This is a genomic window from Hymenobacter psychrophilus (assembly GCF_900107135.1).
Lineage (GTDB): Bacteria > Bacteroidota > Bacteroidia > Cytophagales > Hymenobacteraceae > Hymenobacter > Hymenobacter psychrophilus.
Window position 1 is genome coordinate 183,832 of record NZ_FNOV01000004.1, and the last position, 12,840, is coordinate 196,671.

Sequence of the window (12,840 nt, forward strand, 5' to 3'; positions counted from 1 at the left end):
CGGGGGAAGTCAGAAGTGAAAGAAAGGGCAGCTGCCAGCCGGCAAGATACGGCCCGCCGCCCGGTTACGCCCGGCTTACTTAACCGGTGCGGGCTGGCGGGTGGGCTCCGGCGCGACGAGCAAGGCCGGGGCCGCCGGGCGCCGCCAGCTGCCCGGGCCGGGAATGCCGCCGGCCTCGGGCCGCAGGCCGCTGGTAATAACGTCGGACACGCGCTGCTGCAGCGCGGGCGCATCGGCGGCGGTCAGGCCCGCCGTGCTGATGGGTGCGTGCACGATGATGGCCAGCCGGGCCCAGCGCACCCGCAGCCCGCCCACATCGGGCAGAAAATGGTGGTTGAGGGGCATGGTAATGGGTACAATGGGCACGCCCGCCGCAATGGCCAGCTGGAAGGCGCCCTCCTTAAACGGCTCCAGCTGCTGGCCGGGGTGGCTGGAAATCTGCCCTTCGGGGAAGACAATAACCGAGCGGCCGGCGGCCAGCTCCTGCCGGGCCCGTATCATCGAGCGGCCCCGGCTCACGGCACTATTGCGGTCGACGGTGATGTAGGCGCGCCCGAAAATGGGTCCCCAAAGCGGAATTTTGGCCAGCGAGATTTTGCCCAGCACATTGGGGCCGCCCGGCAAAGTCTGGAACAGCAGTGGAATATCAATCAGGGAGCTATGGTTGGCCAGATACAGGCAAGGCTGTCCCGGGGGCACCGTTTCGGGGGCCCGCACGGTTTCTACCGGCACGCCCCACATGGCAATAAAAAAGCGCGACCAGCCCTTGTTGATGGCCCGCAGGTAGGGGTGGCCGGCCGGCCAGTGGCTCAGCGCCCACTGCAGGGGGTACGTAACCACGAAGGGCAACACGAACCAGAACGTGGCCCAGGTGGTGTACAGGCGCTGGCCAACGTAACGAAGCAGATGCGTCATACCAGCAAAATTACGCCTTTAAACATGAGGGTCGGATTAAGCGGCCGCTGCCCTGGCTGCCCGCCCTACACGCCCAGCAGGCGGCCCGCTTTCAGCAGGCCAGCTACGCTTACGGCGTCGGTGATGCGGCCGTCCATCACCAGCTGCACGGCCTCGGCCAGCGGTAGCTTCCATAGGCGCAGGTCTTCAGTTTCCTCGGGCTCGGTGTCGCCCTGCTCCAGCTCCTGGGCCAGAAACACGAAGCCCTCCTCATCGGTAACCGAGTTGGAGGTGTGCAGGCGCATGATGTTGGTCCAGCGGCGTGCGAGCAGGCCGGTTTCCTCGCGCAACTCGCGCCGGGCAGATTCGAGCACATCAAGCTCTACCGGCCCACCACCCATCGGAATTTCCCAGCTGTACTCGCTGAGCGGGTAGCGGTACTGGCCTACCAGCCAGGTGTTGCCCTGCTCATCGACCGGCACAATGCCCAAGGCCTTGTTTTTCATCGTAACCACCCCGTAGATACCGGGCGTGCCGGCGGGCGTAATTACTTGGTCCTCGCGCACCTGTATCCAGGCGTTCTGGTACTTGATTTCGGTGGCCTGCACCTGCCAGGGGTTGTGGGTCTCGTCGAAATCGGCGGTGGCGTGGGCCATATGCGGAGTGGGTAAGCAGAAGGTGAAGGGAGAAGCCAAAGGTACGACGGCGGCAAAAAGCGGCCTCTTGGCTGGCTACCCCGCCGGGTAAAAGCACCTGTTGAGCGGGTGAAAGTTTCCGTTGGGCCAAAAAATCCATTAAGGTGGTTCCGCTCGTATACTTTTGACCTACTAATTATTCAGCGCTGGTAAGGTTTATGGAAAGGAAGGCTCTTACCGCGTAGTATTGGCACTCTGGCAGCAATTAGTAGGGTGGATGAATTTAAAAGCTGTCAGCCAATATGATCGAAAAGGCCGCTACCTAGGGTAGCGGCTTTTTTATTGCCCGATTTTGCCAGTGGCCAGCCACACCACGCGGGCCGGTGCAGCCACGCGGCGCGGCCGGGGCCAACCTCCCGCCAAACTGGTGCGTACCCTACTACTGCCGGCCGTTCACATTCCGCCCGGTACCTTACCCATTATGGCCAATCAAGCCCCCAAGCAGCCCCATAACAAGCAGCCCGATAAGGCGCCGCAGGAAGGTGATCCACTATTCAACCTCAAGCACGCCGAAGCCGAATCGGCTCTGGTTGAGAAGAACGGCGGCCTCGGCCCCGTTACCAACGTGTACATGACCGAAGCCGAAGAGTCGGACATCGATAACGGCCCCCGCGACAGCCAGGGCACACGCCGCGGCGAGCAGAACCCCTCGCGCGAGGGCTCCAACGCCGGAACGCATCAGTAATTTCCAGTGCCCGGCGCTTAGTTGCCAGCGCGTAGAACCGCCTAGCACTCCAAGGTTACGTAGGACCTTATCCCGTCAGAACAACCATCTTTGTGGTCGCTCCGACGGGATAAGGTCCTTCCTTTGTTGGGGCGACGGGTCATCCGAAACACTATCAACTGAGCACCAACGTATGCTACTGGTTTCCTACACCGGCGAGCCGCTCGAAGCAGGACTCGATGAGGCCGGCCGGGGCTGTCTGGCCGGGCCCGTTTTCGCGGCCGCCGTGTTACTGCCACCCGATTTCCGGTCGGAGTTCCTCAACGATTCCAAGCAGCTTACGGCCCGGCGGCGCGAACTGGTACGGGTTGAAATCTGCCGCGAGGCCGTGGCCTGGGCCGTGGCCGAAGCCTCAGTAGCTGAAATTGGAACCCTCAATATTGCCCAGGCCAGCTACCTGGCTATGCACCGGGCCACCGACCAACTCCGGCCCCAGCCCACACATCTGCTCGTCGATGGCAACCGGTTCCGGCCGCATGCCGCGCTGCCCCACACCTGCGTAGTGGGCGGCGACGGCCTCTACCGCCACATTGCGGCCGCCTCGGTGCTGGCCAAAACCTTCCGCGACGACCGGATGCGGGAGTTGGCGGCCGCTTACCCGGCCTACGGCTGGCAGCAGAATGCCGGCTACCCTACCGCTGCCCACCGCGCCGCCATCCGCCAGCACGGCCCCACCGAACACCACCGGATGGGGTTTCGGCTTTTGTAAGGCAGGAGGGATATAAGCCAGAAGAGCGGTCCTCAGGTATATCCGAGGACCGCTCTTCTGGCTTATATCCCTTCTTTGAATAGGCTAGCTTTTCAACTTTAACAGATCCAGAAACAGGCTGAAACCATCGACTGTGGTGCCACCTTCACCAAAGGTGTCAAAGCTCAGAGGCTTGATGATATAGCCGCTCACGGCCAGTTGCTGAGCCTTGAGACGGTCGGTTTCCAGGTCGGAGGTAGTCGTGATGAATACGTTCAGATCCTGGAATTCGGGGTCGGCGCGCAGAATTTCTAGCAGTTCCAGGCCGTTCATGCGGGGCATGTTCAGGTCGAGCATAACTACGCTGGGCGGCTGAATGCGGGTCTGGCCGCCTTCGCCCCGAAGTAGGTCGAGGGCTTCGCGGCCGTTGCGGGCCACGTGCAGTGGCACGTTTACGTTGTTTTTGCGCAGTTCGCGCTGCACGTTCATAATATCAAGCTGGTCGTCTTCGACAAGCAGAATAGTTGGTTGCGGGGAGGGGAATGACATGGGCAGGTAGAGCAGCTAAAGATGATAGATTACTTGCCTATACGGGCGGGCGGCTCCGAAGGGCGGGTAAGGCGGGCGGGCACCTGCTTGGGCCAGGTGAAAATGAAGCTCGCTCCGGCTCCCTCGGCCGACTCGACGCGGATGGTGCCGCCGCGGCGCTCCACTATTTTCTTGACGATGGCCAGGCCCACGCCGGTGCTTTCTAGCGTGTCGCGTTCGGTTAGGGTCTGGAAGATGATGAAAATACGCTCGTGGTACTCCGCCGCAATGCCCGGCCCATTATCGGTAACCGAGAAAGTGTAGAACTCGGGCATCTCGATGCAGCCGATTGCCACGCGGGCCTCGGCCGGGTTGTGGTGGTACTTGGCGGCGTTGCTGATCAGGTTGGTAAAGACCTGTTCGAGCTGCACCCGGTTGGTGTGCAGCGTGGGCAGAAAGAAGGGCAGCTCCACCTCGAAGCCGGCTGGCAGCTCCAGCGAATCGATGATTTCGCGCAGCAGCTGGCGTACAAACACGGCCTCATCGGCCTGGGGCGTGCGGCCTACCCGGGCCAAATCCAGGATACCGGTAATCAGGTTCTCCATGCGCCGCACCCGCGTGCGCATTAGCACCAGGAATTCGCGGATGTGGTCCGGTACATCCTGCCCCAAATCCTCCTCAATCCAGCGCGAAGCCGTTTCGATGCCCCGCAGCGGCGCTTTCAGGTCGTGCGACACCACGTAGGCAAACTGGTCGAGCTCTTGGTTGCGGCGCTCCAGCTGCCGGATGGTGGTATTGATGGTATCGGTCATGGTGTTGAGCGAGACGGCCAGCTTGGTCAGCTCGTCCTGCTCGGTATCCGGAATATGGGTGGAGTAGTCGCCGCCGGCAATGCGCTGGGCCTGGCCCACCATGCCCCCGATGCGCCGTGAAAGCTGCCGCACCAGGTAGGCCGCATATAGCAGCCCCAGGGTAATGGTGAAAAGCGTAACGCCCACCGACAGTATGCGGGTTTCGCGGATGCTGCCTTGCAGGCGCAGGCGCTGCTGGTAGCGGGTCTGAGCCTCTTCCCGGTCGAACCCGGCAAACAGTACCCGAATCTGGTCCATCAGAACCTTGCCTGTGAGGCTGGAGGCTATGTTGGCATGTTCGAGGCCATTAATGCCAATCTGGTCCGGGTTGCGGCGCAAAGCCTCGCGCTTCTCGCTGATAAGCAGGTGGGAGTAGGCGTCCCATTGCTCGAACAGCCGCTGGGCCCGTTGCAGCCGCCCGAACTGCTGGCCGGCCACCGGCATTTCGTTGCGCAGGTTGGCAAAACGGCCCAGCAGGTTGCGCTCGCCTTCGTAATAAGGGCCCAGCAGCACCTCATTGTTGAGCAGCATATAGCCCCTAAACCCGGCCTCCATATCAATAATGTTGCGTAGCAGCGAGGTGGCCTCGTTGGTGATGCGCTGCGAGTTGGCCACCCGCTGCGAGTTGCGCAGTACGGCCCGCGAAAGCTGGTAGTTGAGAAACATCACGGCCGCAAACAGCGCCGAAATGGTCAGAAACCCTGCAAAGAGCTTGGTGGAGAGCCGGAGCTTAAGTTTCATGGGCAGAAAGAGCGAGGGCGGGGGCGGCTCAGCTGGCTCGCAGCCGGGCCTCTATTTGGTGCAGCAAATCGACGATGGCTTCGGCCAACGCATTTATTTTGCCCAGGCCGGCCGTAGCCACATCCGACTGCCCGGCCAAGTGCAGGTCCATGAGGCGGCTGCCTTCAACATGAATAAGCCGGTGCAGCCGGTCGAGCTCCTGGGTTTCGGGCAGGTGACCGTAGGCGGGCAGGGCACGCTGGGTGATCCACTGGCCCATGGCACACTGCTCGGGGTCGCGGATGGGCCCCTGCTGCGTGTCGCTGCCGTAGAGAAAGGAACGCAGCTTCGATTTAAAGAGCAGATGCCGGATGCGGGCCGCGTCAAATTCTTGTTTCAGGTCGTCGGTCATGCAGGAAAAGAGGCCGGCAGGGAGTGGAGTGCCGGCGGGGCAGACCGGCAACCGGGGCAGCGTTGAGCCAAAGATAGGCAACCGCCACCGTAACACCCGGCCATAATTGGCTACTTTCGCCCCACCGTCCAACGGCCTCAACCGGCCCGCTCCGGTCGGTACGTTTCACCTTCCCACCCTACTCTCATGTCCGATACGCTCAAAACCGTTCCCCTCAACGACGTGCACCAGCAGCTCGGGGCCAAAATGGTGCCCTTCGCCGGCTACAACATGCCCGTGCGCTACTCCTCCGACCTCGAAGAGCACCACACCGTGCGCCGGGCCGCGGGCATGTTCGACGTCTCGCACATGGGCGAGTTCCGGGTGCGCGGCCCCCAGGCCTTGCCCCTGATTCAGCGCGTGTGCAGCAACGACGCCAGCAAGCTCGCCCCCGGCAAAGCCCAGTACAGCTGCCTGCCCAACCAGGAAGGCGGCATCGTGGACGATTTGCTGGTGTACATGCTGGCCGAGGAAGACTACCTGCTGGTAGTGAATGCCTCCAACATCGAGAAGGACTGGAACTGGATTCAGCAGTTCAACACCGAGGGCGCCGACATGCAGAACGTGTCGGACGAAATGAGCCTGCTGGCCGTGCAGGGCCCCAAAGCCGCCGCCGCCCTCCAGACCCTCACCGACGCCGACCTGAGCGCCATTCCGTACTACTCCTTCGTGCAGGGCACCTTCGCCGGTGCCCCCGACGTCATCATCTCGGCCACCGGCTACACCGGGGCGGGTGGCTTCGAGCTGTACGTGCCCAACGCCTACGCCAAGCAGGTCTGGGACGCGGTGATGGAAGCCGGCCAGCCCTATGGCCTGAAGCCCATCGGCCTCGGGGCCCGCGACACGCTGCGCCTGGAAATGGGCTACTGCCTCTACGGCAACGACATCACCGACACCACCTCGCCCCTGGAAGCCGGCCTGGGCTGGATTACCAAATTCACCAAGGACTTCACCAACTCCGAGAGTCTCAAAGCCCAGAAAGCGGCTGGCGTGGAGCGCAAGCTCGTCGGCTTCCTCATGGACGGCGCCGGCATCCCGCGCAGCCACTACCCGCTGGTGAACGAGGCCGGCGAGGTTATCGGCGAAGTCACCAGCGGCACCCAGTCGCCGAGCCTGAGCAAGGGCGTGGGCCTGGGCTACGTGCAAACCGCCCTAGCCGCCCCCGGCACCCCGATTTTCGTGCAGGTGCGCGGCAAAAACCTGCCCGCCACGGTGGTGAAACTGCCCTTCGTCCCCGGCACGGAAGAGGCGTAACTGGTTGTCAGTTGCTAGTTGTCAGTTGCTAGTTGTCAGTTGTTCGTTGTTAGTAACAGAACAGTCATCCTGAGCGGAGCGAAGGATCCTATCACGTTTGAACGATAATCGTTTTAACGACTCGTTGTTACGTGATAGGATCCTTCGCTCCGCTCAGGATGACGTTCTTTTACTGACAACTGACAACTGACAACTGACAACTGACAACCAACAACCAACAACTAAGCACGAGGCACTACTCACCAAGCACTAAAGTATATGCCTACTCTCGATATCTGTTTCTCCCCCGAGCTGCTGCCGCTCTTCGATTTGAAGGGCAAGGTGGCGGTGGTGGTGGATGTGCTGCGGGCCACCTCCAGCATCGTGACGGCGCTGGCCTCCGGCGTGACGCACCTCGTGCCGTTCAGCGAGCTGGCCGAGTGCCGGGCCATGGTGGCGCAGGGCTACCTCACGGCGGCCGAGCGCGACGGCCGCCAGGCCGAGGGCGTGGACCTGGGCAACTCGCCCTTCGGCTACCTCGATGGGGTGGTGCCGGTGCGGGGCCGGACCGTGGCCATCACGACTACCAACGGCACCCGGGCGCTGCACCTCTCAGCCGCCGCCGATGAAATCGTGGTCGGGGCCTTCCTCAACCTGGGGGCCGTAGCCGATTACCTGCGTCGCCTGAATAAGGACGTGGTGGTCGTCTGCGCCGGCTGGAAGGGCCATTTCTGCCTCGAAGACACCCTCTTCGGCGGCGCCCTGGCCGCCCGCCTGGCCGAAGCGGACGGCTTCGACACCACCAGCTCCGACGCCACCCTGGCCGCCCTCGACCTCTGGGCCGCCGCCGCCCCCGACCTTGCGGGCTACCTGCTCCGCTCGGCCCACGTGCGCCGCCTCAACAGCCTCGAAGCCCACCAGGACATGGACTTCTGTATCCGGGAGGATGAGTACCACCTGGTGCCGGTGTTCCGGGACGGCCGCATTCAATCACTAGAGCACTGATTGGCGCTGATTAATCGTGATTCCGCTGATCTTATGTTCGGCTAAATCCAGTTGGTAAACAAAGAAGCCGTTCCAGTTTGGAACGGCTTCTTTGTTTACTGCTTAACGTCAAAAATCAGCGAAATCCAGATTCATCAGCGGAAATCAGTGATTAAACTGGGCTTCCTCGGTGCTGCCGACCAGGGCGCCGGTGCTGCCGAGGCCGGCGGTTACCACGTCCTGCACGGCGTCGAAGTAGCCGGTGCCCACGAAGCTCTGGTGCTTGACGGCCTTGAAACCCTTCTTTTGGAGGGCAAACTCGCGCTCCTGAAGTTCGGAGTAGCCGGCCATGCCCCGCTCGCGGTAGGCCGAGGCCAGCTCGAACATGCTGGTGTTGAGGGCGTGGAAGCCGGCCAGCGTGATGAACTGAAACTTGTAGCCCATAGCGGCCAGTTCCTCGCGGTAGGTTTCCATTTCGGCCACGCTGAGCTTGGCGGCCCAGTTGAACGAGGGCGAGCAGTTATAGGCCAGCAGCTTGCCGGGGAACTGGGCGTGGATGGCTTCGGCGAACTGCCGGGCCTGCTCCAGGTCGGGGTGGGAGGTTTCCATCCAGATCAGGTCGGCGTAGGGGGCGTAGGCCAAGCCGCGGGCAATGCCGGCCTCCAGGCCGCAGCGGACGCGGAAGAAGCCTTCGGAGGTGCGCTCGGCCTCCTGGAGCACGAAAGGCTGGTCGCGCGGGTCGATGTCGGAGGTGAGCAGGTCGGCGGCGTCGGCGTCGGTGCGGGCTACTACCAGGGTGGGCACGCCCATGACATCGGCGGCTAGGCGGGCGGCTACCAGCTTGTTGATGGCTTCCTGGGTGGGCACGAGCACCTTGCCGCCGAGGTGGCCGCACTTCTTGGCCGAGGACAGCTGGTCTTCGAAGTGGACGCCGGCGGCCCCGGCTTCAATCATCATCTTCATGAGCTCAAACGCGTTCAGGTTGCCCCCGAACCCGGCCTCGGCATCGGCCACGATGGGCACCAGCCAATGCACGTCGCCCTCACCGGCCACGCTTTGAATCTGGTCGGCGCGGAGCAGGGCGTTGTTGATGCGGCGCACCACGGCCGGCACCGAGTCGGCGGGGTAGAGGCTCTGGTCGGGGTACATCTGGCCCGAGTTGTTGGCGTCGGCGGCCACCTGCCAGCCGGAGAGGTAAATGGCGTTGAGGCCGGCCTGCACTTCCTGCACGGCCTGGTTGCCGGTTAGCGCCCCGAGGCCGGCCACGTACTCCTCGGAGTGCAGCAGCTGCCACAACCGCTCGGCTCCGTTGCGGGCCAGCGAGTATTCAATGGTCACGGAGCCGCGGAGCTTCATTACGTCCTCGGCGGTGTAGGGGCGGACGATGCCCTTCCAGCGCGAATTCGTGGCCCAGTCCTGTTCAATGGCGGTAATGCGTTGCTGCTTGTTCATGGAAGTAGGGGGTAAGAGAGGTGAAATGAGAAGGCAAAGTGAAGGCAAAAGCGTAGCTGCCCGCTCCGGAATGCGGGTTTGAAAATGCAGTAAGATGGGGGCTATGCTCAAGGTCCCAGGGCTGAAGCCCTGGGCTACGCAGAGGTCAACGACGCGCTGATTAGCCCAGGGCTTCAGCCCTGGGAGCCCTAGCTACGCCAGCTGGTCGTAGGCGGGCAGGGTGAGGAACTCGATGAACTGCTCGCTCATCACTAGCCGGTCGAAGAGGCGGGCGGCTTCCAGGTACTTGCCCTGGCTGTAGGCTTCTTCGCCGATTTGCTCCTTGATGCGGGTGAGTTGGTCGGGCAGCAGGGCGCGGTAGAGGTCCACGGTTACGGGGCGGCCGTCGGCGAGCTGGGTGCCGGGCGTGTGGAGCCACTGCCACACCTGGGCCCGACTGATTTCAGCGGTGGCGGCGTCCTCCATCAGGTTATAAATCGGCACGCAGCCGTTGCCCCGCAGCCACGATTCGAGGTAGCGGATGGCCACGTCGATGTTGAGGCGCAGGCCGCCCTCGGTGATGTCGCCGGCCGGGGCCTGCACCAGGTCCTGGGCCGTCACGTGCACGTCGTCGCGCTTGTTGTCAATCTGGTTGGCCTGGGGCATGAGCTCGTTGAAGACCGCCATAGCAATGGGTACCAGGCCGGGGTGGGCCACCCAGGTGCCGTCGTGGCCGTTGCGGGCCTCCCGGATTTTATCCTGGCGGACTTTCTCCAGGGCCAGTTCGTTGGCCTCGGGGTCGTTTTTGATGGGAATCTGGGCCGCCATGCCGCCCATGGCGTGCACGCCCCGGCGGTGGCAGGTCTGAATCACGAGCTGGGAATAGGCGCTCATGAAGGGCACCGTCATGGTCACGGCAGCGCGGTCGGGCAACCGGAATTCGGCCCCCAGGCCCAGGCGCTTGATGTAGCTGAAGATGTAGTCCCAGCGGCCGCAGTTGAGGCCGGCCGAGTGCTCGCGCAGCTCCCACAGAATCTCGTTCAGCTCGAAGGCGGCCGGCAGCGTCTCAATCAGCACGGTGGCTTTAATCACGCACTTGGGCATTTTCAAGGACCATTGCGCGAACCCGAACACGTCGTTCCAGAGGCGGGCCTCCAGGTGGCTCTCAATTTTGGGCAGGTAGAAGTAGGGGCCGCTGCCGCGGGCGCACAGCTCGTGGGCGTTGTGGAAGAAGTAGAGGCCGAAGTCGAACAGGGCCCCGCTCACCGGCTCGCCATCCACCAGCAGGTGCTTTTCGAGCAGATGCCAGCCCCGGGGCCGAACCATGAGCACGGCGGTTTTATCGTTCAGCTTGTACTCTTTTTTAGGCGTGCTCAGCGAGATGGTGCGGCGCACGGCGTCTCGCAGGTTGCGCTGGCCCTCCACCACGTTGGCCCAGGTGGGCGAGTTGGAGTCCTCCAGGTCGGCCATGAACACCTTGGCCCCCGAGTTGAGGGCGTTGATAATCATTTTGCGCTCCACGGGGCCCGTGATTTCCACGCGCCGGTCGAGCAAATCCTCGGGGAGCGGGGCTACGGTCCAGGGCTTTTCGCGCAGCATCCGGGTTTCGGGCAGGAAGTCTAGCCGCTCACCGGCCAGCAGGCGCTGCTGCCGCTCTTCGCGGCGCTGGAGCAGGGCCCGGCGGGTGGTTTCGAAGCGGCGGTGCAGCTCGGCCACAAACGCCAGGGCCGAGGGCGTCAGGATTTCAGCGTACTCAGGCGAATACTCGCCCGTCACCTTCACCCGCTCGGGCGTGATGTACGACGGAGTAAGGGTTTGGGGCTCAGCAAAAGGCGACATACTGCTGGGGGTTTAGCGTGAAAAAGAAAGGTACTACCCGAAGGATTGATTCAAAGGTAGTTTAGCGAATTTTATTAAACAAGCGAATATTCGCTAATTATTAAACGAGGTTCTAAAACTGTAGCTTTGCGGGCTTGGCGGTGAGGTAGCTCACCACTTCACTATCTCACTATCTCCCCTATGCTGAGTCACGGCCAGGTTGTGCGCTTGATTTTTGGGCTGAAGCTGCGCGAGCTTCGGCAGGAGCGGGGCCTGACGCCCGCCGAAATGGCCCGCGCCTGCGATGTGTCGGTGTCCTACCTCAACGAGATTGAGAAGGGCAAGAAGTACCCCAAGGCCGATAAGATTCTGAGCCTGAGTAAGGTGCTGGGCGTTAGCTACGACCAGCTGGTGTCGCTGACGCTGAGCCGGCGGCTGGAGCCCATTTCGGAACTGTTGCAGTCGGATCTGCTCAAGGAGTTTCCGCTGGAAATGTTCGGGCTCGACCCATTGCGCATTGTGGAGCTGATTGCCAACGCGCCGGCCAAGATGAACGCGTTCATCAGTACGCTTTTCGAAATTGCTCGCAACTACGAGATGCGGCAGGAAAACTTCTTTCTGGCCGCGTTGCGCTCCTTCCAGGAGATGCACGACAATTATTTCGAGGAGCTGGAGCAGGACGCGCGCACGTTTGTAGTGGAGCACAACCTGGCCACTCCCCCCCCCGACCGGGCTGAGCTGGAGCGGGTGCTCACTGAAAAATATGGGTACACCCTCGACCGGGACGGGCTGCGCGAATACGCCCACCTGGGGCGGCTGCGGTCGGTGTTTCAGCCTAAGTCGCGGCGGCTGCTGCTGCGCCAGGGCCTGAGCGGGGCCCAGGAAGGCTTCGTGCTGGGCCGCGAGGTGGCCTTCAACTATCTGGGCCTGAAGGACCGGCCCTACGTGAATGCCTCGTTTCCGGTGCGCTCATTCGATGAGGTGCTCAACAACTTCAAGGCCTCGTACTTCGCCGGCGCGCTGCTGATGGACGAGGAAACGCTGGTGCGCGACCTGACGGCCCTGTTTGCCGCCAAAACCTGGCAGCCGGCCGATTTGCTGGCTTTGCTCACGCGCTACGATGTGTCGCCCGAGATGTTCATGCAGCGCATTACCAACCTGCTGCCCCGCCATTTTGGGCTGCAGAGCCTGTTTTTCCTGCGCTTCGACCAGGCCAACGCCTCGGCCGATTACCGCCTGACCAAGGAACTGCACCTCTCGCGCCTGCACAACCCCCACGGCAACGAGCTGCACGAGCACTACTGCCGCCGTTGGATTTCGGTGCGGCTGCTGGCCGAGCTGCGCCAGCAGCCGCCGGCTACCGCGGCCCCGGCCTACACGCTCGGCGCCCAACGCTCGCGCTACCCCAACGGCGACGAGTACCTGTGCCTGACGCTGGCGCGGGCTGGCACGGCCACCGAACCCGCCGTGAGCGTTACGGTAGGCCTGCTCTGCGACGACACGCTGAATCAGAAAATCCGCTTCGCCGCCGATCCGGCCATTATGCACAAGGAAGTAAACGAAACCTGCGAGCGGTGCACCATCCCCGACTGCGAGGTGCGTGCCGCCGCTCCGCTCGAAGTGGAGCGCCGCCAGCGCCAGCAGGAGCTGCAGGACGCCGTGGCGGCGCTGGTGAACGAGGCGTGAGCGGGGAATGAACGTAGAAACCTGTCATTCTGAGCAGGGCGAAGAATCTCGCGTGCCGAAGCAATCTTGCTGATAGGCACACTGCTCCACACCAGCACGCCAGATTCTTCGCGCTGCTGAGAATGACGCTGCTGTAA

The 12,840-nt window shown here is 62.7% G+C and carries 12 protein-coding genes; 5 read left to right on the plus strand and 7 right to left on the minus strand.

What is annotated here, in order from left to right:
* Positions 1-75: 75 nt before the first annotated feature.
* Positions 76-915, minus strand: coding sequence for a lysophospholipid acyltransferase family protein (locus BLW21_RS07595; RefSeq protein WP_092738856.1), 840 nt, complete (start codon positions 913-915; stop codon positions 76-78).
* Positions 916-980: 65 nt separating this feature from the next.
* Positions 981-1,550 carry an NUDIX domain-containing protein gene (locus BLW21_RS07600; protein WP_092738857.1) on the minus strand — a complete coding sequence of 190 codons (570 nt, stop codon included), beginning with the start codon at positions 1,548-1,550 and terminating at the stop codon, positions 981-983.
* Positions 1,551-1,956: 406 nt separating this feature from the next.
* Here BLW21_RS07600 and BLW21_RS07605 point away from each other — a divergent pair, with 406 nt between their 5' ends.
* Positions 1,957-2,274, plus strand: coding sequence for a hypothetical protein (locus BLW21_RS07605; protein WP_139255125.1), 318 nt, complete (start codon positions 1,957-1,959; stop codon positions 2,272-2,274).
* 172 nt (positions 2,275-2,446) lie between these two features.
* A complete protein-coding gene (locus tag BLW21_RS07610; RefSeq protein WP_092738859.1) occupies positions 2,447-3,022 on the plus strand; it encodes a ribonuclease HII in 576 nt (191 codons plus the stop codon).
* An 84-nt stretch (positions 3,023-3,106) separates the two neighbouring features.
* On the opposite strand, the gene BLW21_RS07615 is transcribed toward BLW21_RS07610, so the two are convergent.
* The 3 genes from BLW21_RS07615 to BLW21_RS07625 are packed head-to-tail and all read right to left on the minus strand — an operon-like array spanning position 3,107 to position 5,512.
* A complete protein-coding gene (locus BLW21_RS07615; protein WP_092738860.1) occupies positions 3,107-3,550 on the minus strand; it encodes a response regulator in 444 nt (147 codons plus the stop codon).
* A gap of 29 nt (positions 3,551-3,579) precedes the next feature.
* A complete protein-coding gene (locus BLW21_RS07620; protein ID WP_092738861.1) occupies positions 3,580-5,121 on the minus strand; it encodes a sensor histidine kinase in 1,542 nt (513 codons plus the stop codon).
* A 28-nt stretch (positions 5,122-5,149) separates the two neighbouring features.
* A complete protein-coding gene (locus BLW21_RS07625; RefSeq protein ID WP_092738862.1) occupies positions 5,150-5,512 on the minus strand; it encodes a CZB domain-containing protein in 363 nt (120 codons plus the stop codon).
* A gap of 186 nt (positions 5,513-5,698) precedes the next feature.
* Between BLW21_RS07625 and gcvT the strand changes: the two genes are divergently transcribed.
* Together gcvT and BLW21_RS07635 are read left to right on the plus strand one after the other, a co-directional pair.
* Entirely contained in the window at positions 5,699-6,805 is a 1,107-nt protein-coding gene (gene gcvT, locus BLW21_RS07630) for a glycine cleavage system aminomethyltransferase GcvT (protein ID WP_092738863.1), read from the plus strand.
* A gap of 258 nt (positions 6,806-7,063) precedes the next feature.
* Positions 7,064-7,789, plus strand: a complete 726-nt coding sequence (locus BLW21_RS07635) for a 2-phosphosulfolactate phosphatase (RefSeq protein ID WP_092738864.1) — start codon at positions 7,064-7,066, stop codon at positions 7,787-7,789.
* A gap of 144 nt (positions 7,790-7,933) precedes the next feature.
* Here BLW21_RS07635 and aceA read toward each other — a convergent pair whose 3' ends face one another.
* Together aceA and aceB are read right to left on the minus strand one after the other, a co-directional pair.
* Entirely contained in the window at positions 7,934-9,220 is a 1,287-nt protein-coding gene (gene aceA, locus BLW21_RS07640) for an isocitrate lyase (RefSeq protein ID WP_092738865.1), read from the minus strand.
* Between the two features lie 192 nt (positions 9,221-9,412).
* A complete protein-coding gene (gene aceB, locus BLW21_RS07645; protein WP_092738866.1) occupies positions 9,413-11,038 on the minus strand; it encodes a malate synthase A in 1,626 nt (541 codons plus the stop codon).
* Between the two features lie 180 nt (positions 11,039-11,218).
* Here aceB and BLW21_RS07650 point away from each other — a divergent pair, with 180 nt between their 5' ends.
* Positions 11,219-12,703 (plus strand): helix-turn-helix domain-containing protein, encoded by a 1,485-nt coding sequence (locus tag BLW21_RS07650; RefSeq protein ID WP_092738867.1) that lies wholly within the window; start codon positions 11,219-11,221, stop codon positions 12,701-12,703.
* Positions 12,704-12,840 lie beyond the last annotated feature (137 nt).

Bases quoted from the DNA above. Each gene is read 5' to 3' on its own strand.
- BLW21_RS07600 (WP_092738857.1), bottom strand. From the start codon at position 1,550: ATGGCCCACGCCACCGCCGATTTCGACGAGACCCACAACCCCTGGCAG.
- BLW21_RS07625 (WP_092738862.1), bottom strand. From the start codon at position 5,512: ATGACCGACGACCTGAAACAAGAATTTGACGCGGCCCGCATCCGGCAT.
- BLW21_RS07610 (WP_092738859.1), top strand. From the start codon at position 2,447: ATGCTACTGGTTTCCTACACCGGCGAGCCGCTCGAAGCAGGACTCGAT.
- BLW21_RS07635 (WP_092738864.1), top strand. From the start codon at position 7,064: ATGCCTACTCTCGATATCTGTTTCTCCCCCGAGCTGCTGCCGCTCTTC.
- BLW21_RS07615 (WP_092738860.1), bottom strand. From the start codon at position 3,550: ATGTCATTCCCCTCCCCGCAACCAACTATTCTGCTTGTCGAAGACGAC.
- aceA (WP_092738865.1), bottom strand. From the start codon at position 9,220: ATGAACAAGCAGCAACGCATTACCGCCATTGAACAGGACTGGGCCACG.
- gcvT (WP_092738863.1), top strand. From the start codon at position 5,699: ATGTCCGATACGCTCAAAACCGTTCCCCTCAACGACGTGCACCAGCAG.
- BLW21_RS07650 (WP_092738867.1), top strand. From the start codon at position 11,219: ATGCTGAGTCACGGCCAGGTTGTGCGCTTGATTTTTGGGCTGAAGCTG.
- BLW21_RS07620 (WP_092738861.1), bottom strand. From the start codon at position 5,121: ATGAAACTTAAGCTCCGGCTCTCCACCAAGCTCTTTGCAGGGTTTCTG.
- aceB (WP_092738866.1), bottom strand. From the start codon at position 11,038: ATGTCGCCTTTTGCTGAGCCCCAAACCCTTACTCCGTCGTACATCACG.
- BLW21_RS07595 (WP_092738856.1), bottom strand. From the start codon at position 915: ATGACGCATCTGCTTCGTTACGTTGGCCAGCGCCTGTACACCACCTGG.